At 67.4% G+C, this 26975-nt stretch carries 28 protein-coding genes and 1 pseudogene; 5 read left to right on the top strand and 24 right to left on the bottom strand.

Annotated features, from left to right (window positions below):
- Positions 1-252: 252 nt before the first annotated feature.
- The 14 genes and pseudogenes from FB560_RS02745 to FB560_RS21135 all read right to left on the bottom strand — a co-directional run.
- Positions 253-465, bottom strand: a complete 213-nt coding sequence (locus FB560_RS02745; protein ID WP_141870958.1) for a hypothetical protein — start codon at positions 463-465, stop codon at positions 253-255.
- A gap of 109 nt (positions 466-574) precedes the next feature.
- The gene (locus FB560_RS02740) at positions 575-2410 is read right to left on the bottom strand and encodes a cell wall-binding repeat-containing protein (RefSeq protein ID WP_141870957.1); all 1836 of its coding nucleotides are present in this window, start codon (positions 2408-2410) and stop codon (positions 575-577) included.
- A gap of 218 nt (positions 2411-2628) precedes the next feature.
- Positions 2629-3819: an elongation factor Tu gene (gene tuf / locus FB560_RS02735; RefSeq protein WP_045278755.1), complete on the bottom strand. Its 1191-nt coding sequence runs from the start codon at positions 3817-3819 to the stop codon at positions 2629-2631.
- Between the two features lie 149 nt (positions 3820-3968).
- On the bottom strand, positions 3969-6083 hold the full coding sequence (gene fusA / locus FB560_RS02730; RefSeq protein WP_141870956.1) for an elongation factor G: 2115 nt from the start codon (positions 6081-6083) through the stop codon (positions 3969-3971).
- A gap of 84 nt (positions 6084-6167) precedes the next feature.
- Positions 6168-6638, bottom strand: a complete 471-nt coding sequence (gene rpsG / locus FB560_RS02725; protein WP_017201608.1) for a 30S ribosomal protein S7 — start codon at positions 6636-6638, stop codon at positions 6168-6170.
- Positions 6639-6643: 5 nt separating this feature from the next.
- Positions 6644-7012 (bottom strand): 30S ribosomal protein S12, encoded by a 369-nt coding sequence (gene rpsL, locus FB560_RS02720; RefSeq protein ID WP_017201609.1) that lies wholly within the window; start codon positions 7010-7012, stop codon positions 6644-6646.
- Positions 7013-7258: 246 nt separating this feature from the next.
- The gene (locus FB560_RS02715; RefSeq protein WP_170198029.1) at positions 7259-7906 is read right to left on the bottom strand and encodes a spermidine/putrescine ABC transporter substrate-binding protein; all 648 of its coding nucleotides are present in this window, start codon (positions 7904-7906) and stop codon (positions 7259-7261) included.
- 60 nt (positions 7907-7966) lie between these two features.
- The gene (locus tag FB560_RS02710) at positions 7967-8341 is read right to left on the bottom strand and encodes a hypothetical protein (protein ID WP_229673307.1); all 375 of its coding nucleotides are present in this window, start codon (positions 8339-8341) and stop codon (positions 7967-7969) included.
- 125 nt (positions 8342-8466) lie between these two features.
- On the bottom strand, positions 8467-9438 hold the full coding sequence (locus tag FB560_RS02705) for an ABC transporter (RefSeq protein WP_141870954.1): 972 nt from the start codon (positions 9436-9438) through the stop codon (positions 8467-8469).
- 114 nt (positions 9439-9552) lie between these two features.
- The gene (locus FB560_RS20640; RefSeq protein ID WP_170197990.1) at positions 9553-9705 is read right to left on the bottom strand and encodes a hypothetical protein; all 153 of its coding nucleotides are present in this window, start codon (positions 9703-9705) and stop codon (positions 9553-9555) included.
- Between the two features lie 69 nt (positions 9706-9774).
- Complete coding sequence (locus FB560_RS02700) at positions 9775-10431, bottom strand: HAAS signaling domain-containing protein (protein WP_141870953.1); 657 nt, start codon at positions 10429-10431, stop codon at positions 9775-9777.
- Between the two features lie 2 nt (positions 10432-10433).
- A complete protein-coding gene (locus FB560_RS02695) occupies positions 10434-10760 on the bottom strand; it encodes a PadR family transcriptional regulator (protein ID WP_170198028.1) in 327 nt (108 codons plus the stop codon).
- A gap of 42 nt (positions 10761-10802) precedes the next feature.
- A complete protein-coding gene (locus FB560_RS02690) occupies positions 10803-11411 on the bottom strand; it encodes a chitosanase (protein WP_325058538.1) in 609 nt (202 codons plus the stop codon).
- Positions 11412-11433: 22 nt separating this feature from the next.
- Positions 11434-11484: pseudogene (locus FB560_RS21135) on the bottom strand (hypothetical protein); the annotation flags it as partial.
- Between the two features lie 276 nt (positions 11485-11760).
- Here FB560_RS21135 and FB560_RS02685 point away from each other — a divergent pair.
- Positions 11761-12963 (top strand): ROK family transcriptional regulator, encoded by a 1203-nt coding sequence (locus FB560_RS02685; protein WP_141870952.1) that lies wholly within the window; start codon positions 11761-11763, stop codon positions 12961-12963.
- Between the two features lie 10 nt (positions 12964-12973).
- Here the strand turns inward: FB560_RS02685 and FB560_RS02680 are convergent, their stop codons facing one another.
- From FB560_RS02680 to FB560_RS02670, 3 genes are all read right to left on the bottom strand, one after another.
- On the bottom strand, positions 12974-13861 hold the full coding sequence (locus FB560_RS02680; RefSeq protein WP_141870951.1) for a sugar ABC transporter permease: 888 nt from the start codon (positions 13859-13861) through the stop codon (positions 12974-12976).
- Positions 13861-15465, bottom strand: a complete 1605-nt coding sequence (gene malF, locus FB560_RS02675; protein WP_141870950.1) for a maltose ABC transporter permease MalF — start codon at positions 15463-15465, stop codon at positions 13861-13863. Before malF ends, FB560_RS02680 begins: the two co-directional genes overlap by 1 nt.
- A 70-nt stretch (positions 15466-15535) precedes the next feature.
- Complete coding sequence (locus FB560_RS02670) at positions 15536-16744, bottom strand: sugar ABC transporter substrate-binding protein (RefSeq protein ID WP_141870949.1); 1209 nt, start codon at positions 16742-16744, stop codon at positions 15536-15538.
- A 187-nt stretch (positions 16745-16931) separates the two neighbouring features.
- Here FB560_RS02670 and FB560_RS02665 point away from each other — a divergent pair, with 187 nt between their 5' ends.
- Both FB560_RS02665 and FB560_RS02660 read left to right on the top strand, forming a co-directional pair.
- Entirely contained in the window at positions 16932-17420 is a 489-nt protein-coding gene (locus FB560_RS02665) for a YajQ family cyclic di-GMP-binding protein (protein ID WP_141870948.1), read from the top strand.
- A gap of 29 nt (positions 17421-17449) precedes the next feature.
- Positions 17450-17977: a hypothetical protein gene (locus FB560_RS02660; protein ID WP_141870947.1), complete on the top strand. Its 528-nt coding sequence runs from the start codon at positions 17450-17452 to the stop codon at positions 17975-17977.
- A gap of 33 nt (positions 17978-18010) precedes the next feature.
- Here the strand turns inward: FB560_RS02660 and FB560_RS02655 are convergent, their stop codons facing one another.
- The gene (locus FB560_RS02655; protein ID WP_141870946.1) at positions 18011-18631 is read right to left on the bottom strand and encodes a hypothetical protein; all 621 of its coding nucleotides are present in this window, start codon (positions 18629-18631) and stop codon (positions 18011-18013) included.
- 526 nt (positions 18632-19157) lie between these two features.
- Between FB560_RS02655 and FB560_RS02650 the strand changes: the two genes are divergently transcribed.
- A complete protein-coding gene (locus FB560_RS02650) occupies positions 19158-19790 on the top strand; it encodes a GntR family transcriptional regulator (RefSeq protein WP_141870945.1) in 633 nt (210 codons plus the stop codon).
- 7 nt (positions 19791-19797) lie between these two features.
- Here the strand turns inward: FB560_RS02650 and FB560_RS02645 are convergent, their stop codons facing one another.
- The 5 genes from FB560_RS02645 to FB560_RS02625 form a co-directional block, all read right to left on the bottom strand.
- Positions 19798-20805 carry an alpha/beta hydrolase gene (locus FB560_RS02645; RefSeq protein ID WP_141870944.1) on the bottom strand — a complete coding sequence of 336 codons (1008 nt, stop codon included), beginning with the start codon at positions 20803-20805 and terminating at the stop codon, positions 19798-19800.
- Between the two features lie 62 nt (positions 20806-20867).
- Positions 20868-22241, bottom strand: coding sequence for an FAD-dependent oxidoreductase (locus FB560_RS02640; protein ID WP_141870943.1), 1374 nt, complete (start codon positions 22239-22241; stop codon positions 20868-20870).
- 60 nt (positions 22242-22301) lie between these two features.
- Positions 22302-23363: a polyprenyl synthetase family protein gene (locus FB560_RS02635; protein WP_141870942.1), complete on the bottom strand. Its 1062-nt coding sequence runs from the start codon at positions 23361-23363 to the stop codon at positions 22302-22304.
- 45 nt (positions 23364-23408) lie between these two features.
- On the bottom strand, positions 23409-24128 hold the full coding sequence (locus tag FB560_RS02630) for a class I SAM-dependent methyltransferase (protein ID WP_141870941.1): 720 nt from the start codon (positions 24126-24128) through the stop codon (positions 23409-23411).
- A 17-nt stretch (positions 24129-24145) separates the two neighbouring features.
- Entirely contained in the window at positions 24146-24703 is a 558-nt protein-coding gene (locus tag FB560_RS02625; protein ID WP_141870940.1) for a hypothetical protein, read from the bottom strand.
- A gap of 71 nt (positions 24704-24774) precedes the next feature.
- Between FB560_RS02625 and FB560_RS02620 the strand changes: the two genes are divergently transcribed.
- Positions 24775-26022 (top strand): isochorismate synthase, encoded by a 1248-nt coding sequence (locus FB560_RS02620; RefSeq protein ID WP_141870939.1) that lies wholly within the window; start codon positions 24775-24777, stop codon positions 26020-26022.
- 103 nt (positions 26023-26125) lie between these two features.
- Here the strand turns inward: FB560_RS02620 and FB560_RS02615 are convergent, their stop codons facing one another.
- Positions 26126-26971 (bottom strand): PPK2 family polyphosphate kinase, encoded by an 846-nt coding sequence (locus FB560_RS02615; protein WP_141870938.1) that lies wholly within the window; start codon positions 26969-26971, stop codon positions 26126-26128.
- Positions 26972-26975 lie beyond the last annotated feature (4 nt).

Here is a 26975-nt window from a genome sequence, read left to right as displayed (position 1 = left end):
GGCGCACAGACGGCGCGCAACGCACGATGATCCCCAAAATCAGTTCCCCAGTTGTGAGCACGGCCTCAGCCGTGCAGCTTCGGTGCTTCGAACCCCTTCGAAGTACCAGGTCGCAAGATCCCCAGGCGACTCAGGACAGTCTACGGGTTCAGGATCACGGATGCGAGCTTCCGAACCAACGAGTCTCCTGCGAGAACACAGAGGCGGCGATCCACCGCAGTGGATCGCCGCCTCCGTGAAGCTCGGTCGTGCCTATTCGTTGCCGACGGCCTTGTCCGCACCATCGCGGATCTCGTCGATCTTGTCGGCAGCACCCGGCGCGATCTTCTTGGCGAAGTCGGCGACGCCGTCGAGCACCTTGTCGCTGATGTCCTCGGCCTGCTCGCTCTTGACTGCCTCGGCGATCTTGTCCTTGTTCTGCTCGAAGAGATCCTTGCCCTTGTTGACGGCGTCCTCGATACCCATGTGCTTCCCCTTCAGAGGTGTGTGCTGCCGACCGATCAGGTCGATCACCCTCATTGTGCATGTCCGCCGTGCGGAAGGGAACCCTCGCGCGCGATTGATACGGCGGATGTCAACGGATGATGTAGCGTCCCAGCTCACCGAGGATCTTGTCGTTCACCGCGCCCGCTCCCCCGAGGATCACGATCCGCTTCGGCTTGAGACGCGTGAGCTCCGTCGCCACCGCTGCCGGGATCGCCGTGGCGGTGACCAGCAGGATCGGGCCGCGCTGCATACCCGCGACAGGCGCGCCGGAGAGAGCGTCGGGGAACTGGGCACCGTTCGCCACATAGACGACGGGCACTCCTGGGGTGAACACCGAGGCGCTGATCGCCGCGGGGGTGGCATACCGATCCGCTCCCGCGACGCGGGTCACAGCGCCCGCCGTGTATGCCTTCAGCGACGTCGCGACTGCGGCGCCGATCGAGGCGGTGGTCCCGAGGATGACGATCTTCTTCGGTTTCAGACGCGTGAGCTCGGCCGCGATCGCCGGGGGAAGCTTGCCCGCAGCGGTCAGCAGGACCGGAGCCTTCGCCACTGTTCCGAGAGGTGCTCCGGCCAGTGCGTCCGGGAAGTCGGCTCCCGCAGCGATGTACGCGACAGGGACTCCCGCCGAGAAGGCCGACGCGCTGATCGCCGCCGACGTCGCGTAACGGTCATCGCCGGCGAGCCGCGTGACCGCACCCGTGGTGAATGTCTTGAGCTGAGTCAGCACCGAGGCGGAGATCACCCCGGTACCACCGAGCACGACGATTCGGGCGGGCTTCAGGCGCGTGAGCTCCTTCGAGATGACGGCGGGAATCGACGACGCGGTCGACAGCAGCACCGGCCCCTTCTGCAGACCGGCGACGGGAGCGCCGGACAGCGCGTCGGCGAAACCTGCTCCGCTGGCCACGTACGCCACCGGCACACCGGGACTGAACGATCCGCGGCTGACGCTCGCGGAGGTCTCGTAGCGATCTGCGCCGGACAGGCGCTCCGTCTGCGAGAGCTTCAGCGTGTAGGTCTTGCCCCAGGCGACGGAACCGGGGAAGGCCCTCAGCACGATGTAGACGCGACCGGCGTTCAAGGCGAGCGGAGTCTGCCTCAGCGTCGCGCCTTCACTGTCGCGCCCGGCGAGGTAGAGGGTCTTGATCGGGTCGCCGTTCGTGTCGAGCACCGTCATCTTGTACGCGTCGCCGCTACCGAGGCCGGCAGGGAAACGGAAATCGATCGTGGTCAGCCCGGCCTTGGCGATGTCGACCGCGAAGTAGTCGTTGTCGGCCGTGTTCGTGGTGATCTTCGGGCTCAACATGGAGCCCGAGATGGCCGTGCCGAGGGGTACGACGTCGGCGGTGGCGATCGTGTCGTTGAACTCGGTCTCGACGACGCCCGTCGTCACGGTGGGCCTGAGCGTGTAGCTCTTCCCTCCCGCCACGCCGTCCTCCCAGGCACGGACCTCCACGTAGGTCCGCCCGGCGGGGATGTACGCGCTCTGCGCCGCGAGCTGGGTTCCTGTCGTGTCGGTGCCGCGGATGTTCCATGCGTAGAGGACATCTCCAGAGGCCGCGTACACGCGCAGGGAGTAGACCTCGCTCGTGCTCAGCACTGCCGGGAAACGGAAGTCCAGGTTGATCCTGCCCGCTGCGGGCACGTCGAACGCGAAGAAATCGGGGTCGGTGCTGTGGATCCGGGTCTGGGCGTGCGTCGTTCCGGTGATCGTGTCACCCAGAGCGACGGCGTCAGCCGTCGCGACCGTGTCGTTGGGCTCGGATTCGGCGACTGTCGCCGCGCTGGCCCTCTGCGGCACCAGCAGCATGGCGACGATCATGACCAGGGAGACGCCGATGGCGATCGCGGCGCGGGGAACCCCGCCGATCCGGACGGTGAGTGCGTGCGCGCGCGAATCCGCGCCGATTGATGCCGACATAGATCGATCCCCTTGTGAAACAGCCCATCCCCACGAACCGCCGACGGCGTTCACCCGGATCCTATGGGTAACCGCAGTCAGCGCACAACACTGCGTGTACGCGGGAGAAACGAAGATCCTGTAGCCGGGCTGCGGGAGGGAGCCGCAACGAGGAGCCGGGCCTTAACGACAGTGGGGCCGGACCCGAAGGTCCGACCCCACTGCGAGAAAGCAGATGCTTACTTGATGATCTTCGTGACCGTACCGGCGCCGACGGTGCGTCCACCCTCACGGATGGCGAAGCCGAGGCCCTCCTCCATGGCGATCGGCTGGATCAGCTCGACCGTCACGTCGGTGGTGTCACCAGGCATGACCATCTCGGTGCCCTCAGGCAGCGTGATGACGCCGGTGACGTCGGTGGTGCGGAAGTAGAACTGCGGGCGGTAGTTCGTGTAGAACGGGTTGTGACGCCCACCCTCATCCTTGGACAGGATGTACGCGGTGCCCGCGAAGTCGGTGTGCGGCGTGACCGAACCCGGCTTGACGATGACCTGACCGCGCTCGACGTCCTCACGCTTCGTGCCACGGAGCAGGAGACCGCAGTTCTCGCCGGCCCATGCCTCGTCGAGCTGCTTGTGGAACATCTCGATACCCGTGACCGTGGTCTTGACGGTCGGACGCAGTCCGACGATCTCGACCTCGGAGTTGATGGCCAGCGTGCCACGCTCGGCGCGGCCGGTGACGACGGTTCCACGACCGGTGATCGTGAAGACGTCCTCGACGGGCATCAGGAACGGCTTGTCCTTGTCGCGCACGGGGTCCGGAACGTTGTTGTCCACGGCCTCCATGAGGTCGAGGATCGACTGCGTCCACTTCTCGTCACCCTCGAGGGCCTTGAGAGCGGAGACGCGGACGACCGGAGCGTCCTCAGCGAAGCCCTGCGAGGCGAGCAGCTCGGAGACCTCGAGCTCGACGAGCTCCAGGATCTCCTCGTCGTCGACCATGTCGGACTTGTTCAGCGCGACCAGCAGGTACGGCACGCCGACCTGCTTGGCGAGCAGCACGTGCTCACGCGTCTGAGCCATGGGGCCGTCGGTGGCGGCGACCACGAGGATCGCGCCGTCCATCTGAGCCGCACCGGTGATCATGTTCTTGACGTAGTCGGCGTGGCCGGGGGCGTCAACGTGCGCGTAGTGGCGCTTCGGGGTCTCGTACTCGATGTGCGAGATGTTGATGGTGATACCACGCTGGCGCTCTTCCGGCGCCGAGTCGATGGAAGCGAAGTCGCGCTGCACGTTGGTGTCAGACGGGAACTTGTCAGCAAGCACCTTCGAGATCGCTGCGGAGAGCGTGGTCTTGCCGTGGTCAACGTGACCGATGGTTCCGATGTTGACGTGCGGCTTGGTCCGCTCGAACTTGGCCTTAGCCACTGGGTCCTCCTCAGGACGTCATGTAGAGGTTGCCGGGCACTGGTTTGCGACCGGTTCTCTACGGGTGTGAATCTCAGTTTAGTAGAGAGGGAATGTGAAGTTGTAGGGGACCTGAGAGCCGGGCCGGAACCCGGCTCTCAGAAAGACGATTACTCGCCCTGGTTCTTCTGGACGATCTCGTCGGCCACCGCGCGGGGAACCTCAGCATAGCTGTGGAACTCCATCGAGTAGACGGCGCGACCCGAGGTCTTCGAGCGCAGGTCGCCGATGTATCCGAACATCTCGGACAGCGGGACGTGCGCACGGACGACCTTGACGCCTGCGGCGTCCTCCATCGACTGGATCTGACCGCGACGCGAGTTCAGGTCACCGATGACGTCACCCATGTACTCCTCAGGAGTACGCACCTCGACCGCCATCAGCGGCTCGAGGAGCACGGGGTTCGCCCGACGAAGCGCTTCCTTGAAGCCCATCGATCCGGCGATCTTGAACGCCATCTCCGAGGAGTCGACGTCGTGAGCGGCACCATCGACGATGGTGGCCTTCACGCCGACGATCGGGTAGCCGGCGAGCACGCCGACGTTCATCCCGTCCTGGAAACCAGCGTCGATCGATCCGATGTACTCACGAGGGATGCGGCCACCGGTGACGGCGTTCACGAACTCGTAGGTCTTGTCGCCGTCCAGGTCGAGAGGCTCGATGTTGAACTGGATCTTTGCGAACTGACCCGATCCACCGGTCTGCTTCTTGTGGGTGTAGTCGTACTTCTCGACGGCCTTCTTGATCGTCTCGCGGTACGCGACCTGGGGCTTTCCGACGTTGGCCTCGACGTTGAACTCGCGCTTCATGCGGTCGACGAGGATGTCGAGGTGCAGCTCGCCCATGCCCTTGATGGTCGTCTGACCGGTCTCGGGGTTGAGCTCCGTGCGGAAGGTCGGGTCCTCCTCAGCGAGCTTCTGGATGGCGACACCCAGCTTCTCCTGGTCGGCCTTGGTCTTCGGCTCGATGGCGACCTCGATGACCGGCTCCGGGAACGTCATCGACTCGAGGACGACCGGCGCTGCGGGGTCGGTGAGGGTGTCACCCGTGGTGGTGTCCTTCAGACCGATGACCGCGTAGATGTTGCCGGCGGTGACCGAGGGGACCGGGATCTCCTTGTTGGCGTGCATCTGGAAGATCTTCCCGATGCGCTCCTTCTTGCCCTTGGTCGAGTTGACGACCGCCGAGCCGGACTCGAGGTGACCCGAGTAGACGCGCACGTAGGTCAGGCGACCGAAGAACGGGTGCACAGCGACCTTGAAGGCAAGAGCCGCGAACGGGTCATTGGCGTCGGGGTGACGCTCGATGATCGTGTCGTAGTCCTTGGGGTCGTGCGCCTCGATGGAACCCACGTCGAGCGGGTTCGGCAGGTAGTCGACGACCGCGTCGAGCATCGGCTGGACGCCGCGGTTCTTGAACGCGGAGCCGCACAGCACCGGGTAGATCTCGGAGGCGACGGTCAGCTTGCGGATCGCACCCTTGATCTCGGCGACGGTGAGCTCCTCGCCACCGAAGAACTTCTCGAGCAGGGCGTCGTCGGTCTCGGCGACGGTCTCGAGGAGAGCCTGACGGTACTCGTCAGCCTTCTCCTTGAGGTCGGCCGGGATCTCCTGGACCTCGTAGGAGGCACCCATGGTGACGTCACCCTTGGAGTCTCCGGCCCAGACGAGTGCACGCATCTCGACGAGGTCGATCACTCCGAGGAAGTCGTTCTCCGCACCGATCGGCAGCTGGATGACCAGCGGCTTGGCGCCGAGGCGGTTGATGATCGTGTCGACCGTGAAGTAGAAGTCCGCGCCGAGCTTGTCCATCTTGTTGACGAAGCAGATGCGGGGGACGTTGTACTTGTCGGCCTGACGCCACACGGTCTCGGACTGGGGCTCGACGCCCTCCTTGCCGTCGAACACGGCGACAGCACCGTCGAGGACGCGGAGCGAGCGCTCCACCTCGACCGTGAAGTCCACGTGACCGGGGGTGTCGATGATGTTGATCTGGTTCTTGTTCCAGTAGCAGGTCACGGCGGCAGACGTGATCGTGATGCCGCGCTCCTTCTCCTGTTCCATCCAGTCGGTGGTCGAGGCGCCATCGTGCGTCTCGCCGAGCTTGTGGTTGACGCCCGTGTAGAACAGGATGCGCTCGGTCGTCGTGGTCTTGCCGGCATCGATGTGCGCCATGATGCCGATGTTGCGGACCTTGCTCAGGTCGGTGAGCACGTCTTGTGCCACAGGAGTGTCCTTATCTGTCGAGCAGTCGTACTGCAAAGAGTGGGTGCCCGCTCCCGGCGAGTGGCCGGGAGCGGGCGAAGCTGTTTACCAGCGGTAGTGAGCGAACGCGCGGTTCGACTCGGCCATCTTGTGAGTGTCTTCACGGCGCTTGACCGCGGCACCCAGGCCGTTCGACGCGTCCAGGATCTCGTTCTGGAGACGCTCGGTCATCGTCTTCTCACGACGACCCTTGGCGTAGCTCACGAGCCAGCGCAGCGCGAGGGTGTTCGCGCGGTGCGGCTTGACCTCGACCGGAACCTGGTAGGTCGAGCCACCGACGCGGCGGCTGCGGACCTCGAGGGTCGGGCGCACGTTGTCGAGCGCCTTCTTGAGGGTGGCGACGGCATCCTGACCGTTCTTCGCCTCGACGCCGCGGAGGGCGCCGTAGACGATCGACTCGGCCAGCGACTTCTTGCCGTCGACGAGGATCTTGTTCACCAGCGAGGTGACGATCGGAGCGCCGTATACCGGGTCGTTGACGACGGGGCGCTTAGGGGCGGGACCCTTACGAGGCATCTAACTCAACCCTTCTTCGCGCCGTAGCGGGAACGAGCCTGCTTACGGTTCTTGACAGCCTGGGTGTCCAGGGCGCCACGGACGATCTTGTAACGCACACCGGGGAGGTCCTTGACACGACCGCCGCGGACGAGCACGAGCGAGTGCTCCTGCAGGTTGTGGCCCTCACCGGGGATGTACGCGGTGACCTCGGTACCGTTGCGGAGCTTCACACGAGCGACCTTGCGCATCGCCGAGTTCGGCTTCTTCGGGGTGGTGGTGTAGACGCGGGTGCAGACCCCGGCCTGCTGCGGGTTCGACTTCAGGGCGGGCGCCTTGGTCTTGGTGACCTTGGGCGAGCGACCCTTGCGAACCAACTGCTGAATGGTTGGCACGTTCTCTCCTCATAGTGCTGCACGGTGACAGCGTGATGGGTTTCACATCATGACCCACCGGCACGCCGGAATCGACGCGCTTTGTGGTGTGGTGGGTATGCCGTGGAGGCGGACCGGCAAGGTGCCGACGCCCAGCGCACACGTCAAGACGTGCACACACCTGATCAAGTGTAATGGCGCGTAACGTGACGGTCAAATGGGAGCGGAGTCGTTGCCGTTCGCTCCCCTTCGCCTCGCGGGAACGGGTCAGGGCAGGTCGGGGTCGAACGGCGAGTCGAGCGACTGTGTCAGCTCAGCCAGGAGGGCTTCGATCTGAGGTTCGACGTGCTGCGAGATCGCCTCCTGGATCGCGAGCCGGTGTCGCAGCAGCAGCCCGCAGACCTCGCGGCCCACCATGTTCGCGTACTCGTCGGCGAGCCCGACCTCCTGGCGCAGGGCGGCCTTGGCCTCATCGGACAGCGGAGGCAGCGGAGGCAGCTCCGCAGAGGCGTCGTCCGCGAGTCCCGCGATCGTGAAGAGGAACGGTGCGCCGGCCACGGGTTCCGGGTCCAGCGGCAGACCGTCGAACTCGGGGTCGAGGTCCTCGTTCGGGCGGTAGGCACGGGCGCGGTTGCGCGCAGACTGCTGATCGAGTTCGCGCTGCAGCGTGGGCAGGTTCCGCGCGGTGTACTCGGCGACCGCATGATCCACGATCGTCTTGATCCTGGTCGAGAGCCCATGCTGCACACCGTGCGGGACGTCGGCACCGATCCCCGCGGCGGAGAGGATGGGCGAACCCAGGCAGCGGCGGCACGGAGCGACACGACCACGGTGGGTGGCCGGCTCCCAGCGCGGCACCCAGCGCAACCAGGACTCGACGGCCTGGTCGACCTGCGCCTCCAATGAACGCTCCACACCGACAGCGTACGGCGCTGACGCCGCCGATGCGCCGATTTCTGCGGTGACGGCGGGGCGTCACTCCTCTTCTTCGCGTTCCCAGGGCCAGCGCGGCCGCGCGGATCGGGTGCGCCGCAGCGCGATACCCGACCAGGCCGCGATCGCGGCGGCCACGACCAGCACCGCGCTCGGCCCGCCGCGAACCAGGTCGCCGGCCACGGCCGTCGCCGTGACCACACCGCCCGTGCCGATCAGGACCGCCGCCCAGACACCGACCAGATGACCGAGAGCCGTGGCCAGCGAGATCGCGAGAGCGGCGACGTACGAGGGGTGCGACCGGCGCAGCGTGAGCCCCAGCATGAGCGCGAACACGAGGAGGGAGACCAGCATCCCGGTGACCCCCGGTCCCTGACCGAGGCCGGGGACGGAGATGATGTCGGTGTCGGTCGCCACGCTCACGGCACCGAGCCCGAACACCGCGAGCGCGAAGAATCCGGTGGTGGCGAGAACCAGTGCCAGGACAGCCGAAACCCCCGCGGACTCAGGTCCGCGGGGGTTCGGCGTGGTGGCGTTCGTGATTACCTCGCCAGCGTCGGGCCGGCCTCGAGCGTGCGCTCGTACTCGCGCTGCGCTTCGGCGTTCAGCTCGGTCTTGCGAGCACCGCTGCGGGCGACCCAGGCACCGAACCAGATGGTGAGCTCACGGGCGAAGATGAAGGCCGCGATCGCGAGAGGTGCGAGCAGCTGCTCACCGACGAGTTCGGATGCGGCGGAGGGGGTGAGCGTCAGGATCCCCGCCTCGAAGATCTGGCCGAGGATGTGCCCGCCGTAGGCGATGGCGCCCACGATGATGCCGAAGACGACCCACAGGCCCCAGCGGCCACGATTGATGATCGCGCCCAGCAGCCAGAAGCCGATGAAGAAGACGACGACAGGCGTCCAGTATCCCCAGGTCGCGAGCGGCGCCAGCGCGGACTGACCGATGTTCTCTCCGGTCACATCCCCGGCGAGGGCGCCGAGGCCCAGCGTCGTTCCGAGGTAGAGCACCGCGAAGACGAGGGTCGCGAGCAGGCCGATCGCACCGGCCGTGCCCCGGTTGCCGCGATCGCGCGGCGGCTCGGGAGCCTGCACGAAGATCGGCTGCGGGAGCTGCGGGGATGCCGCAGCGACGAGCAGAGGCTCGGAGGGGACGATCTGGGTCTCGGCGGCGCCGTATGCGGGTGCATAGGCGGTGTCGGCCACCGACGGCTCCTCGGCGTATGAGGCAGGAGCGGCGAAGACCGCGGTCGCGTCCGCATCGGTGTCCGTGCTGACGACTGCGGGCGGAGCTGCTGCGGCTGCCGGCGGCGCGAAAGTTCCGGGGTAGGACCTCTCGGCCTCTTCGAACGCGGCGAGGTCGGGGTCGACGGCCTTCTCTTCGACGGTTTCCGGAACGGCGCCGGGGACGTCGGCGCCCGCTGCGGCGGCAGCGTCCAGACCGGCGTTCGCGCTGCCGACGACGTCGTCGACGTCTGCCGGCTTCTCGGGCTGGGGAACGTCGGGGTCACTCATGGGGTGCGCCTCTCATCGGATGTCTGCATTGTGAGGGTACCGCCGGGTGCGCGGGCGCTCAGGGAGGCGTGCCGTCGTGTCGCCAGACGGCCTGCGCACGAGCTGTCGGGACGGTCAGGGCACTGCGTTGCGCAGCGCCGTCCCGGCGAACTCGGCGAGCAGAGGGAGCATCGGGATCGAAAGCCACAGCAATGCAAGGATCACGCCGGTGCAGAACACACCGGCGATCCAGCTCATCGCCAGATTGCGTCCCGCGACCCGTGCCATGCCTCCACCGTATGACGGCGAGCGCGCGAGGCGAGCGCGCAACGCCGATCCCTCGCGTGCGTGCTCGTCTCAGCGCGCTGCGCGGCCGCGCAGTCGCCAGAGCAACCAGAGCCCGGAAGCCGGGATGAGCACGAGCCCGAGCGCGATCACGCCGAACCAGATGAAGTCGTACCAGGCGGGGAGCAGGGGGTTCGCGACCTGCGGCGGGGTTCCTGTTCCCGAGGAGCTGCCGCTCTCGACCGACGACGAGAAGCCCTGCATCGTCGTGATGAGGATGACCGAGAGGAGGAACACGCTGAAGGGAACGACGATCGCGACGACCTTCTCCCCTGTCTTCCACAGTGAGCTCAACACGACCAGCACTGCGCCCACGAACCAGCCCACGACGGGGACGACGATGCCGCCGAAACTCAGCGTCAGCGCCGCCGTGATCGCGAAACCACGGGTCGAGGTGGTCGGCCGGCGGGGCGCGTCCGGCGCGGGAACCGGTGCGGCGACGACGAAGGTCGGACCCGCAGGGGTCTCGTCCTGCGCCTCACGGGCGATCGCGACCGGGTCGCCCAGCTGTGCGATCCTCGCGGCTGTGGAGGAGGCGTCCAGACCGTGCAGCTCCTCGGCGATGCCACCGCGGATGTCGGCGGCGACGCCGTGCGGCAGTCCGCGCATGGCCTCGTCGAGTCGGGCGAGGTAGTCCTCGCGCAGATCCTCAGCAGTGGTCTCGGTCATGCTCATCCCTCTCCGACGATGCCCGTGACGACACGGGCGAACGGGGCCCACTGTGCGCGGAATCGGGCGAGCTGCTCGATCCCGGCATCCGTGAGCCGGTAGTACTTGCGCACCGGACCGCTCTCCGAAGGCAGGTCGAACGTGCTGACCCAGCCGTTGTCCCTCAACCTCCCCAGCAAAGGGTAGAGCGTGCCGATGCTGGCGATCAGCCCCGCATGCGTGAGTGCGTCCGCCAGCTGCCAGCCGTACATCGGCTCGCGCGAGAGCAGTCCGAGCACGCAGTACTCGACCACCCCTTTGCGCATCTGCGCCCCGATGTCAGCTGTCATGCATCACAAGGTAGCATGCGTGGCACGCTAGTGCCACCACGCTCACCAATGCGCGGGCGGATCACTCAGGATCTCGAAGGGGTCCCCGTAGACCGACCACCGCAGAGGCGGGTCGAGGGAGAGGTTGCCTGCATCGAGGAACACGCGTTGCGCGGTGTCGACGCGGCTCGTGTCCTCATGCGCCTCCTCCTTCTTCATCTCGACGACGCGGGCGTCGAGGAACGCGGAGAGATAGTCGCGCTCATCACCCCCGTTCGCGGGCGCGGCCTCCACCTCCCGCGCCTGCGCACGCACGTCGGCGAATCCGGAATCTCCGTGCATGACCATCGCATCGAAGTAGGCGAACTGTCCGAGAGCCCCCAGCCCGTCAGCGATCGCCAGGGAGACGGCCGGCTCGAAGTACAGCCGATCGACTTCGTCACGCTGCGCCTTCTGGAACTCGGGGAGGGCGGCGGCCGCGATCCATGCCTGCACGAACGGGTCGCCGAGACCCTCGTGAGAATCGGTGCCGTCCACCGCACGCAGCGCGGGGAGGAACTCCGCGAGCGGATTCCCCGCCACCTCGTCGGTGTAGCGCTCGATCAGCATCAGCATGTCGTGCGTTCCCGAGGTGAACCCCACCAGCCCCCCCGGTGTAGCCGCGCCCGTCACCGATGTCCTCGATGTAGTCGTAGCGCTCGTACCATTCGAGCGTCGAGTTCTCGGCGGACCCCACGAGCTCCATCGCGATCTCGCGCTTCACCGGATCACGCAGCGTCACCGTCACCGCCGACGCGCCACGCATCGCGATCCAGACGGCCGCCCCGGCCGACGCTGCCACCACCACCGCGACGAGAACCAGCACGACGAGGGGGCGTCGACGGCGAACCCCGGCCGGAGACAAGTTTGGAACGGTCATTTACAAACTCTAGACAACGCGACGCCACGCGGCAATACCGGTGCTGCCGGGGCCCGCCGCTTCGGTAGCATTCGGAGCACCGCCCCTGACCGTGAGGACCCCGTGGCCACTCCCCCGACCGGTACCAGCGTCGTCCGCGCCATCAACGCGCGAGCGACGCTGCGGCTGCTGCTCGACGACGGCCCGCAGAGCCGCCCCGACATCGCCGCTCGGCTCCTCGTCTCGAAGCCGACGGCCTCGCACCTGCTCGCGCAGCTTCGTGAGGACGGGCTCGTGCTGAGCGACGGGAATCGCGATGACGGCGCGGTCGGACGGGCAGCGGAGATGTTCCGCGTGAACGCGAGCGCCGCCCATGCCGCCGCGATCGATGTGACGCCGGAGCGCATCGCCGCCGCGGTCGTGGACCTGATCGGCACTCGCGTCGGCGAATACGTGCTGTCCACGCCGGAGGGGCACGATGTCGAGGCCGCCGACGGAGTGCACGACGCTCTCGCGGGCGCCTGCGCGCAGGCCGGCGTGCCACTCTCCGCACTGCATCTGGTCGTGATCGGCGTCCAGGGCGCCATCGACCCCGCATCCGACCGCCTTCGCTTCGCCGCCCACCTGCCCGGATGGCAGGGCGACGCCCTCACCGCCGCACTCACGGAACGGCTCCGGCTGCCGGTCGAGATCGAGAACGACGTGAACCTCGCCGCGATCGCCGAGCGTGCGCATGGCGTCGCCGCCGAGCACGACAGCGTGGCCGTGCTCTGGATCTCCGACGGCATCGGAATGGGTCTGATGTTCGGCGGACGCGTCCACCGGGGACTCACCGGCGGAGCAGGCGAGATCGCCGACCTGCCCGTGCCGGGAACCCCCACGCCGCAGGAATCGCCCGGATTCGGAACCGGCGGCATGCAGGCGCTGGCCGGAGGTCCCGCCCTCGGCCGCGTGCTCGCGGAGCACGGGTTCGACCAGGCCACCCCACTCGATGCGCTGCGCGCCGCCGCCGCATCCGACGACGGCAGCGCTGATCGCGCGTTGGACGAGATCGCGCGGCGCCTGGTGCTCGGCCTCACCGCGGTGATCGCGATCGTCGACCCCGAGCTCATCGTGCTCGCGGGGGATCTCGCCCTGGCCGGAGGAGAGCGCCTCCGCTCCCGCGTCGAGGCCGGATTGCGGGCGGCCGTCGTCGCGCGCCCGTTGGTGCTGCTCACCGCGCTCGAGGAGAACGCCGTGCTCGACGGCGGCCTCCGCCTCGCCCTGGGCCGAGTGCAGGACCAGGTGCTCGAGACGGTCAGCGGCGGCCAGAGAACCGCCGACTGACCGTCGCGGATCAGCCCTTGGTGGCCCCGGCGGTGAGACCGCCGACGATGTACTTCTGCAGGAACAGGAACAGGATCATCACCGGGATCGCCGCCATCACCGCTCCCGCGGAGAAGGCCGACCAGTCCGCATAGCGCGGATTGGCGACCAGCTTGGTGAGGCCGACGACCAGCGTCTGCTGCTCCGGCTCGATCAGGATGACGCTCGCGATCACGTACTCGTTGACCGTGCCGATGAACGACAGCAGCCCGACGACCGCGAGGATCGGCGCGACCAGGCGCAGGATGATCGTGAAGAAGATGCGGGCGTGGCCGGCGCCGTCGATGCGGGCGGCCTCGTCGAGCTCCTTCGGGATCGTGTTGAAGAAGCCGTACATCAGGTAGGTGTTCACGCCCAGCGCTCCACCGAGGTAGACCAGGATCAGGCCGGTGTGCGTGTTCAGCCCGATCGCGGGGAACCAGTCCCCCAACGTCGACAGCAGCAGGAAGATCGCGACGACGGCGAGGAGCTGCGGGAACATCTGCACGACCACGATCGTGACCAGTCCCACCCGACGCCCGGCGAAACGCATGCGCGAGAACGCATACGCGGCGCAGGCGCCGATGAACACGGTCACCGCCCCGGTCACCAGCGCGATCAGGAGGGTGTTCCCGAACCAGCGGAGGTAGGGGTTCTGCGGATCCGTGAGGATGCGCACGTAGCTGTCGATGCCGATCGCCGAGAACAGCTGGTTCGATCCGGTCAGCGTGCCCTTCGGGTTCAGCGACGCCGAGACCACGTAGAGCAGCGGGAACAGCGCGAACGCGCTCACCACGACGGCGACGAGGTGGCGCCATCCGGTGTCGGCGAACCAGGCTCCGAAGCTGCGCCGGCGCACGGGGGTGTCGATGGTGCTCATCAGTTCAGCTCCTCGAGGGCCTTGGTCTTGCGGAAGCTGATGATCGAGATCGTCGCCACCACGATGAAGATCAGGATCGTGAACGCGGAGGCGAGACCGTAGTCGCGCGTCTGGCCCGTGAAGGCCACCTTGTAGACCATCGAGATCAGGATGTCGGTGTGTCCGACGGGGATCGACACGTCGCTGAAGCGCGGGCCTCCGTTGGTCAGCATGTAGATCAGGTTGAAGTTGTTGAAGTTGAACGCGAACGACGAGATCAGCAGAGGCGCGACCGTGACCAGGAGCAGCGGCAGCTTGATGCGTCGGAACACCTGCCAGGGATTCGCGCCGTCCATCACTGCCGCCTCGTTCACGTCTTCCGGGATGCCCTGCAGGGCGCCCATGCAGACCAGGAACATGTAGGGGAAGCCGAGCCACAGGTTCACGATGAGGATCGAGACCTTCGCGAGAGTCGGGTCCGTCAACCACGGGATGTCCGCTCCGCCGAAGATGACCTGGTTGATGAAGCCGAAGCTCTCGTTCATCATCCCCGCCCAGACCAGAGCGGAGAGGAAGGCGGGGAACGCGTAGGGAAGGATCAGGATGATGCGGTAGCCGTTGCGGAACCGCATCCGCGTGTTGTTGAAGACCAGCGCCAGGAGCAGACCGAGGAAGAACGTCGTCGCGACCGAGATGATCGCGAACACGAACGTCCAGATCGTCACCGAGATCAGCGGTCCGCGGATCGAGGCGTCCGTCACGGCGCGCACGAAGTTGTCGAAGCCGACCGTGACCTGCCAGCCGGGCAGGAGCTCCTCGCCGTTCTCGGCGGTGAAGGCTCCGGCACCGGTGTCGGAGTAGACGGTCCCGGTGCGGGTGTCGGTGATCGTATCCGCGTCCGCGTCGAACTCGAGCGTCGAGACGTACAGGTACCCGCTCTGGCCGTCCGGTGCGCGGAGGCTGCCGTCGTTGGGATCGTCGCTGAACGGCACGGCGAGGTTCTCGAGCTGCTCTGAGAGCGTGAACACCGTGGCGAGCGGAAGCGTCGTCCAGCCGTCGACCGATACGGCCTTGCCACCCTCGAACTCGGCCTGGACCTCCTGCAGCGGCTGTTCCGCGGTCCCCAGCAGCGCATCGCCGGAATCGGGGTCGGTCACGAGAAGTCCGTACGTGCCGAACTGCTCGACGACCGTCACCGGGTAGGTCGGGGAGTCCTCGACACGCTCCTGCGAGGACGCGAGCAACGAGGAGATGGCCTGGTCCTTGGAACCGTTGTGTCCGGTGCCGTAGTTCGTGAAGCCGATGTACCCCGTGTACAGCAGGGTGAAGACCTGGAACACGACCAGGAAGATGATGCCCGGCGTGAGGTACTTCGCCGGCACGCGCCGACGGGAGAAGTAGATGTAGTTGACGAAGACCGTGACCGCGACCACCAGGGCGAGGATCAGCCACTCCTGGTGCATGTACAGCACGAACGCCGCGTAGACCGCGATCGCGTCGACGACGGCCAGCAGCAGGATCTTCAGCAGCAGCCAGCCGATCGGGCCGGATGCCGCTTCGGCGATCTTCGCGGCCTGTCGCTGGCGCTTGGTCGGAGGAGCCGTGGGCTCGACGGTGTCTGTCATCTCGTCCTCGTCAAGGTTCTGCCGGGGCGGGCGCGGATGGCCCGCCCCGGCAGGGTCGGTACGTGAGGTGTTACTTGATCGCGGCGGTCACGTCGTCGACGAGCTTCTGCCACGTCGCCGTCGGGTCCTCGCCGTTGATGATCGCGGCCTCTGCCACGCCCCAGTACTGCCAGACCGCTCCCATCGCGGGGATCGCCGGCATCGGCACCGCGTCGGCACCGACGGCCTGGAAGCCGGCGATGATCGGGTTGGATGCTGCGGAGTCCGCTGCCGCGGTGAGCGCCGGGAGGACGTTGCCGGCCTTGAAGAGCTCGAGCTGGACTTCTTCGGTGCCGAGGTAGTTCACGAGGAAGTCGTTCGCGGCGACCTTGTTCTTGGATTCGGCGCTGACGAAGAAGCCCTTCACACCGGCGAACGGCGACGCCGTCTCACCTGTCGGGCTCGGGACGGGATCGATCGCGACGTTGATGCCGGCGTCCACGGCGGCGCCGACGTTCCACGGACCGGTCAGCCAGAATGCGGCGGTGCCGTCGAGGAACTGCTGCTTGGCGATCTCGCCGTCGATGTCGGTGTTCAGCGTGCCCGCTGCGCCCTGCGCGGCGAGCCAGTCGGCGAAGGCGAAGCCGCCCTCGCTGCCCAGCTGGAGGTCGGTCGGGTCGTAGCTGCCGGACTCGTCGGTGCCGAAGACGGGGGCACCGAAAGCGGTCTGGAACGGGTACAGGTGGTACGGGTTGCCCTCTGCGCCCTGCTCGACCACGAACGTGCCCTTCGACACCATGTCGTCGAAGCTCGTGGGCGCGGCCGGGACGAGGTCGGCATTGCGCAGGATCGCGATGTTCTCGACGGCGTAGGGGAGCATGTAGACCGTGCCGTCGTAGGTGGCGGCCTGGAGCGCGACCGGCAGGTAGTCCTCGGCGCTGTCCCCGAGCTCGATCGGCGCGACGACACCGTTGGTCGACAGCTCGCCCAACCAGTCATGCGCGCCCATGACCACGTCGGGGCCCTTGCCGGTCGGAACCTGCTGGATGAAGTCATCCTTCATGTCGTCGACCGACTTGCCGACGAGCTCGACCTTGACGCCGGTCTTGTCCTTGTAAGAGTCGGCTGCGCCCTGCAGCGCGTCCACGCGCTCGGCGTCGACCCAGACGGTCAGCGTGCTGGCGCTGCCGCTGTCGGAGGTGTCGTCGCCGCTGGTCCCGGTGGAGCAGCCGGCAAGCGACAGAGTGGAAACGATGGCGATGGCGCCTGCGGCGACGATGCCCCTCTTGTTCACCTTCATTGGTGTGTGCCTCTCTCAGTGCTGATGGCCTGCGATACTGCAAGCGCTTACAGTATGCATCGAGATCGGCACGAATCGCAACGGAGGATGCCTTCGATATCAAGCTGTGATGGGGATCGAGGCGAAGAGCGCGTATGAAAGCGTTTCCACATGGGCGGCGCTCGGCCAGGCTCGGTACACTGCCTGTATGGCTGACAGTTCCTTTGACATCGTCTCGAAAGTCGACCACCAGGAGGCGGAGAACGCCCTCAACCAGGCCCGCAAGGAGATCGAGCAGCGCTACGACTTCAAGGGCACCGGGGCATCCATCGCATGGAGCGGCGAGCAGATCCTGATCATCGCCAACTCCGAAGAGCGCGCCAAGGCCGTGCTCGACGTCTTCCAGTCGAAGCTCATCAAGCGCAGCATCTCGCTGAAGAGCCTCGAATCGGGAGACCCCTTCGCCAGCGGCAAGGAATTCCGCATCGTCTCGACCATCAAGGACGGCATCTCCTCGGAGAACGCGAAGAAGATCAACAAGATCATCCGCGATGAGGGCCCCAAGGGCGTGAAGAGCCAGATCCAGGGCGACGAGCTGCGCGTGCAGTCCAAGAGCCGCGACGACCTCCAGGCCGTGATCGCCCTGCTCAAGGGCTCCGATCTCGAGGTCGACCTGCAGTTCATCAACTACCGGTAGAGCTGCTCCACGCGACGCGGAGAGCGCTCATGAGCTCGTCGGGCGCTGAGACGGCGCGCCCGCCCTCCCCACCGGAACGAGGGCGTCGACTCCGGCGCTGGCTGATCGCCGGCGCCGCGACCGCCTTCGTCGTCATCGTCGCTCTCGTCGCCATGTTCTTCATGGGTCAGAGGTCGTGGTTGACCACCGACGTGACGATCTCCCTGAGCTATGTCGGCGACGACGGGCACACGTACTCCTGCACGTACGACTTCCGCACGTCGAAGCGCGTGCCGATGCCGGCCGACATCGCCGAGGACATGAACGAACGAGACTGGTCGCAGACCGGTCAACTCATCTACGAATGGGCCCGGAGCCACCCCGCCGAATCCTGGACGACGCAGGACGAGTTGCCGGCGAGCGACCCCCGTTCGACGCGGGCGGATGCTTCATGGAGCCTCGCGATGGATCGGTACGTCAGGTTTCCACCGTGGACCGTCGACGCGGGGAACGGGCCCGAATACGAACTGTGGCAGGAAGCACGCGCGGGGAGCAACTGCGCAGACGGCCTGCGGTGAGCCCCTCCCACCGGCATCCGGACAGCCTTTCGGTCAGTCGACCGGGGGCCGGGTGTACGGAACCGTGAGGACGCCGTCGGTGTAGCCGGGTGCGGAGAAGCGGATGGTGTACACGCCGTCGTACTCGGCGTTGCCACCGACCGGGGTCTCTTCGCCGTACATGATCGCCTTCGTCGTGAGGCCGTCGTAACGCGAGACCACGGGCACCTGCGCAGTGCCGGCGACGACGGAGGTCTGGAACGAGACGATCGCGTGCAGTCCGTTGTCCGGAGCGCCCTGCACGAATGTCCACCCGTCGAGACCACCGTTGTCGCCGCTGTACACCCAGATCCCATCGGAACCGGCATTGGCACCGGTGCCCTGCCAGGTGAACGTCGCCGTGACGTCCGTGTCAGACGTGGTGGGCGTCGAGAAGGCGACCTGACCGGTCAGCACCAGCTCCGAGCTGCCGCTCGTGTTGGCTCCGGTCGCGTCGGGGAAGTTCCACACCACTCCGCTCGCGTCGATCGCTCCGGCGGCGGCGCTGGCCGCGTGCAGAGGCACGGCGACAGCGGCCGCGACCACGGGAATCGACCACGCACCGGCGCTGAGCACCGTGCGACGCGACAGCGACGAGCGGGAGGAGGCAGCGGGGACGAGGGATTCTTCAGACACGGAACATCCTTCACGACATGATCTCAGCGGAGCCGAAAGCAAGGCGCTTCGGAACGCGATGAGCCTAGCAGCGCGACCGTCCGCGGTGCGGCGGGATGACGGCCAGGGCACGCGCGGTCCCGGGCGGCAAACTCCCCAGAACTGGGGGTTCTCCGCCGCAGGAAGCGCGGAACCCTGCCTCTCCGACGAATTGCATATCGATATATGGGTTGAGATCACCAAGAATGTATGAGGCCGCAACCGGAGGCGGCCGACGACGCATGCGCCGCTGCCGTACATCGTCCTCGTGCTCTCATGACCACGAGGAAGACCCTGTGGGGAACGGGTACTCGGCAGTTGCATGCCATCGCGTCGTCTGTGGCCGGCGGGTGCATCATGCGCCCACCGGCCACAGAGCGGTCACGCACGCCCGCGCGTCCCACCGTCCGGGTATTGGCACTGCACACGACTTCATGATGTAGTTGCCCTCCCGGGCGAAGAATCATGGGGCGCTCGGGAACAGAAGGACAAAACTGGGGGCAGTTCCATGAGCATCACGGAATCCAAGAACATCGGTGAGAGCAAGCAGCTGCTGGCTGACGAGGTCTTCCACCACATCGGACAGCAGATCATCGACGGCGTCCTGCCGCCGCAGCATCGGATCCGCGACGTCGATGTCGCCGAGGAGTTCCACGTGTCGCGCACGCCGGTGCGCGAGGCGTTGCAGCGTCTCGAACGCCTCGGCCTGGTCATGATGTACCCCAGCAGATACACCGAGGTCACGACCGTGACGGCGGAGATCGTCGACCAGACCCGCGTGTTCGCGGGCTACCAGGCGGGGATCTCGGCCCGGATGGGCGTGCCACGGATCACGGCGACCCAGCGCACGCACCTCGCGAAGCTCGTCGACGACATGCACGCCGCCCTGGACGCCGATGAGGCGACCACCGAGAGCAGATGGGCGGTGTTCTCGTTTCTGAGCGATCACAGCGGCAACGCACAGCACGTCTCCCTGATGAACGATGTCGAAGTCGCCCTGTTCCGCAATCTCCGTGACTGGCGCGTGCCTCGCGAACACCTGGAGCGCATGCACACGACGTACGCGAGCTTCCGCGCGGCCGTCCTGCGTGGCGACGCCGACGAGGCGGAGCGCCTCGCCCGCGCGATGTACTACCTGTGAACCGCGCTCACCACGTCGCTCGCCATCCCGTCGTCCAGGTATCGAGTCGCCGATAGGCGTCCTCACGAGCCTCATGCCGCGAGAGGAAGATGTCGTGGAGCGCGCCGTCGATGCGTTCCACGGTCACGGTCGACCCGAGTTTGAGAGACGCCCGGGCGATGTCGTCCACCACGAGCACCGAGTCCGCCCTCGTGAGATCGTCGGACCACCGGGTCGGAGTCGCCGAACGCGCGGAGAGCAGCACGCACACCGGCGCGGCGATCGAGAGACCGGCCGCGACCGTGTTGTGCCCGGACAGGATCGCACTGAGCCATCCGGCATACACGGCCATGGTCTGCACCGGACGCCAGTCCAGGTTGACCTCCATCGGATCGTCGGGGTCGACGACCTCCTGCTGGGCCCGCGTGTAGAAGCCGAGGTCCACCTGGGGCGCGACCTCGAGCGGGCGCAGCCGCGCCGTCAGCTCGACCATCGGCGCGATCGCCGAGCGCACAGATGCGAACTGGAACTCGAGCCACGGGCTGTTGAGGATCACGGCGTCCGCCGCCTCCGGGTGTCGCGAGGCCCAGAGGCTCAACGTCAATCCGCCGGTCGAGTGTCCGAGGAGCACGAGCTTCCGCGTCGACGCCTCGCCATCGTCACCGCGCCCCATGCCGTCGAGGGCAGCGGCGATGTCTTCGTCGTAGGTGCGCAGGTCGGTGATGTACCCCGGCGTCTGTCCCTCGCGCAGGCTGCGGCCGTACTTGCGCAGATCGAGCGCGAAGAACCGCGCTCCACGCGACGTCCAGAAACGCGCCAAGCGCTTCTGGAAGAAGTAGTCCGACCAGCCGTGCACGTACAGCACGTCGACGTTCTCGAGAGGACGCGAGGTGTCGGTGAGGCGCTCCCACCAACTGCGCGGCTTCGGCAACGCCCGCACGAGCGTCGCGACCACCGGACCCTGATCGTCTTCACCGAGGTCGAGCGTCAACTGCTCGAACTCGTCGCCGAGCACATCCGGAGTCCAATCGGCCATGCCGCCAGGCTAGCCGAGGGAGCCCCGCCGGCGGGGACAGGGTGCCCGCCGGGGAGCGTCCTTCACTCGCCGCGGGAGACGCGCACCATCTCGTCGCGCGGCACGACCTTGACGCGCGCACGCTCCTCGGGAGCACCGAGTGCGATCTCGTGCTCATCGAGTCGGTGCCAGCCGTCGAGGTCGGTCCACCTGACGTCGCGCTCCTTCAGAAGAGCGGGGATCGCCTCTTCGGAGGGGTCCTCCGGGTGCCACCAGGAGCCCTGGTCGTTGATGATGTGACGAACGGTCTCCATCGCGTCGGACTTGGTGTGTCCGATGAGCCCGACCGGGCCACGCTTGATCCAGCCGGTCGCGTAGATGCCGGGAACCTGCTGGTTCGAGTCCTTCGCGAGCACCTGACCCTCGCGGTTCGGGATGACGCCGTGCTTCTTGTCGAACGGCACGTCGGGCAGCGGCGAACCGAAGTATCCGATCGCGCGGTACAGCGCCTGGATCGGCACCTCGCGCAGCTCGCCGGTGCCGACGGCTCCACCCTGACCGTCGGGCTGGGTGCGCTCGTACACGAGTGCCGCGACGCGACCGGCATCATCCTTGCGGACCTCGACCGGACGTGCCCAGAAGTGCAGGTGCAGTCGGCGCGAGGCCGTGCCGCCCGCGTTGTTGACCGAGTCGCGTTTGCGCCACGACTGCAGCACACGGTCGATGACCATGACCTGCTTGTTGCTCGCGACGGCATCCTTCGAGGCCTCGTCGTAATCGAAGTCCTCGTCGTAGACGACCATGTCGACATCACGCAGCTCGCCGAGCTCACGCAGCTCGAGCGGGGTGAACTTCACCTGCGCCGGCCCGCGGCGGCCGAACACGTGGACGTCGGTGACCTCGCTGGCCTTGAGCCCCTCGTAGACGTTGGCCGGGACCTCCGTCACGAGCAGATCCTCCGCATGCTTCGCGAGCATGCGGGCGACGTCGAGCGCGACGTTGCCGTTGCCGAGCACGGCGACGGAGGCGGCATCCAGCGGCCACTCGCGCGGCACGTCGGGGTGGCCGTCGAACCAGCTCACGTAGTCGGCTGCCCCGTAGGAGGCGACCGCGTCGATGCCGGGGATGTCGAGCGAGGTGTCCTGGATCGCACCCGTCGCGAAGATCACCGCGTTGTAGTGCCGCTTGAGATCCTCGAGGGTGATGTCCTCGCCGAAGCGGACGTTGCCGAACAGACGGATGTCACCACGGTCGAGCACATCGCGCAGTGCCGTGATGATGCCCTTGATGCGGGGGTGGTCGGGGGCGACGCCATAGCGGACCAGACCGTAGGGCGCGGGGAGCTGCTCGAAGAGATCGATGGAGACGTCGAACTTGCGCTCGGCCTTCAGCAGGATGTCGGCGGCATAGATGCCGGCGGGCCCTGCTCCGACGATGGCCAGTCTGAGCTTGGTCATAGGGGGTCCTTTCGTGTGCCGTCGCATCCGATGCGCGCAGCCGAGGAGGCCGCGCCGCGGTCAGCTGGAGCGTTCGACGAGGGTCTCTGCGAAACGGGTGAGCGCGTCGCGCACGGTGCCGCGCGGAAGCGGGGCGAGCGCGTCGATCGCATCCTGGGTCCAGGTGTGCGCGAGCGCGAGCGTCTTCTGCGTGCCGGTGTGGTCGCGCAGCTCCGTGAGCGGCCCGTCCAGGATCGCGGGATCGGCGCCCTCGGCGATGCGGGCGACGCCGTCGTCGATGCGCGCCGCGAGCTCGACCGATGCCGCATCGGGCTCGGCCTTCAGCAGCAGATAAGGCATGGTCGGCACGCCGGCGCGCAGGTCCGTCCCCGGCACCTTGCCCGTGTCCTCGGGCTTGGCCGACAGGTCGATGACGTCGTCGAGGAGCTGGAACGCGACCCCGATCTTCTCGCCGTACACGCGCAGCGGCTCTTCGTACTCGGCCGGCGCGTTCGAGAAGATCACGCCGCCCTGGGTGGCCGCGGCGATCAGGGAACCGGTCTTGTCGGCCAGCACCTGGATGTAGAACTCGATCGGGTCGTCGTCCGGCTGTGCCCCGAGGGTCTCGTGCATCTGTCCGAGGACCAGACGCTCGAAGGTGTCGGCCTGCAGGCGGATCGCCCGCTCGCCGAGCCGCGACATCAACTGGCTCGCGCGCGAGAACAGGATGTCGCCCGTCAGGATGGCGATGTTGTTGCCCCACACCGCATGCGCGGCGGGCACACCACGACGGCGGTCGGCGCCGTCCATGACGTCATCGTGGTACAGCGAGCCGAGATGCGTGATCTCCAGCGCCTTGGCGACATCGATCACGGCCTCGGTGTTGCCGTCGCCGAGCTGGGCGGCGAGGAGCGTGAGCACCGGTCGGATGCGCTTGCCGCCGGCCTCGTAGAGGTAGCGGCTGGCAGCGTCGGCCAGCGGATCGGCGACACGGACGTCTTCCGCCAGCCCCGTCTCGACGAGCTCCAGTCCGTCTTCGATGGACTGGGCGATTCGCCGTGCGGCAGGACCGATGAAGACACGGTCGCTGAAACCGAGACGGCTCGCCAGTCGCGAACCCGGGGCTACGCGGCTCGAAGTCACGACCCCAGCCTACCGTCGTCGCGCAGAGGTGATACGCCCACGCGACTACTCCGGCTTACGGGCCCGGTGCAGGGCGACGATGCCGAACGTGAGGTTGCGGTACGCGACGTCGGTCCACCCTGCATCGCGGATCCATGCCGACAGCTTCTTCTGGTCGGGCCAGTCGCGGATCGACTCGTTCAGATAATCGTACGCGTCGCCGTTCGTGCCGGCGACGCGGGCCACCCGCGGCAGGACCTTCGCGTTGTAGAACCGGTAGGCGCCGCGGAAGAGCGTGCCGGGAGGGGTCGAGAACTCGTTGATCACGAGGCGTCCGCCGGGCTTGGTCACGCGGAACAGCTCGCGCAGCGCCTTGCGGGGGTCGCTCACGTTGCGCAGGGCGTAGGACATCGTGACAGCGTCGAACTCGGCGTCGCCGAAGGGCAGGTTCGTGGCGTCCGCCTCGACGAACGAGAGGTTGCGCATCGCCCCGTGCCGGCGCTGTCCCTCGGCGAGCATGCCCGGCGAGAAGTCGGCGGCGACGACCTGGGCGCCGCTGCGGGCGAGCGATGCGGAGGAGGAGGCCGTTCCCGCCCCCAGATCGAGGATGCGCTCCCCCGGCTTCGGGGCGACGGCACGGGTGGTCGCGGCGCGCCACAACGCGTCGTTGCCGAAGGTCATGGCCGTGTTGGTGCGGTCGTACCCGGCCGCGACCTGGTCGAACATGCCGCTGACGCGGGCGGGGTCCTTGCCGAGATCGGCACGATTGGGCTCGTTCGGGGTCACCTGACCCAGTGTAGGTGTCACGACCTGGGGGCGAGCCGCAGAGCCTCGAGTCGATCGAGCCAGATATCGGCGGTCGCGTCGTCGAAGGGAGCGACCTGCCGGCGGACCCGATCCTCGAGGTCGAGGGCGAGAGCCTCCAGCCGCGACATCACGTCGGCGGGATAGCCGTAGCGGGCGCTGTGCTCCGCCCACTCGTCACGATCATCGACCCAGGTGCCGCGCTCCCCCTCCACCCGCACGACGTCGAGGTCCATGTCGATGCCGGTCGCGAGCAGCGGGTCATCCGACCACCGCACCTCCCACCCCAGATCGATGTAGATGCGCATGCCGTGGGGATGATCACGATTGACGGTGAGGGCGAAGTCACCCTCGGGCGACACGAGTGTGACGTTGGGCCCCGCCGCGACGAAGGCCGCACCGGGACGCGCGCTGCGCCACCCCACGGGCTGCCCGAGCCAGTCTCCCCACTCGTCGGCGCCGAGGTACACGCACTCGTGCCGCCAGTGCGGGGAGCCGTCCCACTTGCGCCACTGGAAGATCATCTCGGCACCTGCTGCGGGACGTGCGTCACTCATGCGCCCACCCTAGGACGACGCGCTGTGCGCGATGGCGTCTCGTGCCCAGCGCCGCGTCTTAGGCTGGAGCGGTGAGCAGCACGCTGGTCGTCGAGACCCGAGAGATCGATCCGGTCGAGGATCTTCTGGCCGCCGCAGACCCCGCACGCCCGCTGGCGTGGCTGCGACGCGGTGACGGCATCGTCGCGGTAGGCGCGCCGCTGCGAGAGCTGCGCGCGTCCGCCGGCTCGACGGGGTTACGCAGTTCCGCCCTCGCGACAGCCTGGCGCTACCTGGCATCCGGAGCGCGGATCGACGACCCGGTCGCCCTGCCCGGCACCGGCCTCGTCGCGTTCGGCGCACTCGCCTTCGACGAGAAGTCCGCCTCCGACAGCGTGCTCGTGATCCCCTCGCAGGTCATCGGACGGCACGGCCACACGTTCTGGCGCACGACCATCCGCGTCGCGGATGCAGACGCCCCGGTCGTCACAGAAGACCAGCCGTACGGCCCGCACTGGGCCGGCACAGTAGGTCCCGGTGCGCAGAGCCCGCAGGGATACCAGGACTCGGTGCGTCAGGCGCTGGGGCGCATCGCGCAGGGCGAGCTGAGCAAGGTCGTGCTCGCGCGCGACCTCACCGGCACCATCCCGGCCGGTTCCGATCTGCGGAGGCTGGTGCGCGCACTCTCGACCGGCTACCCCGACACCTGGGCCTTCGCGGTCGACGGACTCATCGGCGCGAGCCCCGAGACTCTGGTGACCGTGCAGAACCGCACCGTGACCGCACGCGTGCTCGCCGGCACGGTCGGACGCGGCGCGGACGCGGATGCCGACACCGCCGCCTCGGCGGCCCTGGCCTCCAGCACGAAGGACCTCGACGAGCATCAGTACGCCGTGCAGAGCGTGCTCGCCTCGCTCCGCCCGCACACCCGTGCCCTCGCCGCGAGCGAGCAGCCGTTCCTGCTCAAGCTGCCGAACCTGTTCCACCTCGCGACCGATGTCGAGGGCGAGCTCGCGGAGGGCGAATCGGCACTCGACCTGATCGGTGCCCTGCATCCGACCGCTGCGGTCGCCGGGACCCCGACCACGATCGCGATCGGCGTGATCCGCGAACTCGAGCCCTTCGACCGGGGTCGCTACGCCGGACCGGTCGGCTGGGTCGACGCGGCGGGCAACGGCGAGTGGGCGATCGCTCTGCGGTGCGCGCAGTTCGACGCAGGCGACGACGACATCCACGTCACCGCCTATGCGGGAGCAGGGATCGTCGCGGGCTCCGATCCGGAATCCGAGCTGCTCGAGACGCGGGTGAAGTTCCGCCCGCTGGTCGACGCGCTGGCCTGAGGCCGCTCCACAACTCCGGAGATCCGGGCCGCCCGCGCGGCGTCGTCAGAGGTGCGGCCCGAATCCGGCGCGATTCTCCGGAGTTACGGAGGCCACCCGACGCTCAGCTCGCTTCGAGACGCTTCTTCTCGGCCTCGACGTCGAACTCCGCCACCGGCCACTGCGGATCGATGTCCTCCAGCGCCGCGAGCAGCAGCTCCTGCACGGCGAGCCGCGCGTACCACTTGCTGTTCGCCGGGATCACGTGCCACGGCGCCTCGTCGGTCGACGTGCGGTCGAAGACGGTCTGGTACGCCTCCATGTACTGCGGCCAGAGCAGACGCTCGTCGACATCACCGGGGTTGTACTTCCAGTGCTTGTCCGGACGCTCGAGGCGTTCGCGCAGGCGTGCCTTCTGCTCGTCGGGCGAGATGTGCAGCATGACCTTGATGATGCGCACGCCGGATGCCGCGACCTGCGCCTCGAACGCGTTGATGGCGTCATAGCGCCGCTCGATCTCCGACGGGTCGGCGAGGGCACGGACCCTGCCGATCAGCACATCTTCGTAGTGCGATCGATCGAAGACGCCGATGAACCCCGGCTCCGGAAGGCGCTTCTCGATGCGCCAGAGGAAATCATGCTCCCGCTCCTCGGCGGTCGGCGCCTTGAACGCCGCGAGGGCCACCCCCTGCGGATCGACACCGCCGACGACATGACGCACGATGCCGCCCTTGCCCGCCGAGTCCATCGCCTGCAGGACCAGGAGCACCGCGTCCTTCGCGATGCCCGCGCGACTCTCGGCGAACAGGCGTTCCTGGAGGGTGTTCAGCGACGCCAGCCCCTTCTCGAGGTCACGCGCACCGTGCGACTTGCCGTGCTCGTACCCTGGCGTGCTTCCCGGGTCGACGTCGGCGAGACGGAACCCTTCGTCGACGCGGAGGATGTCTGCCCAGCGGTGTGCGTTCATCATGTGC

The sequence above is a fragment of the Microbacterium saperdae genome (assembly GCF_006716345.1).
In the GTDB taxonomy this organism is placed as follows: Bacteria; Actinomycetota; Actinomycetes; order Actinomycetales; family Microbacteriaceae; genus Microbacterium; species Microbacterium saperdae.
Note: the sequence above shows the minus strand (reverse complement) of the source record. Positions and strands in the feature narration are given on the sequence as shown.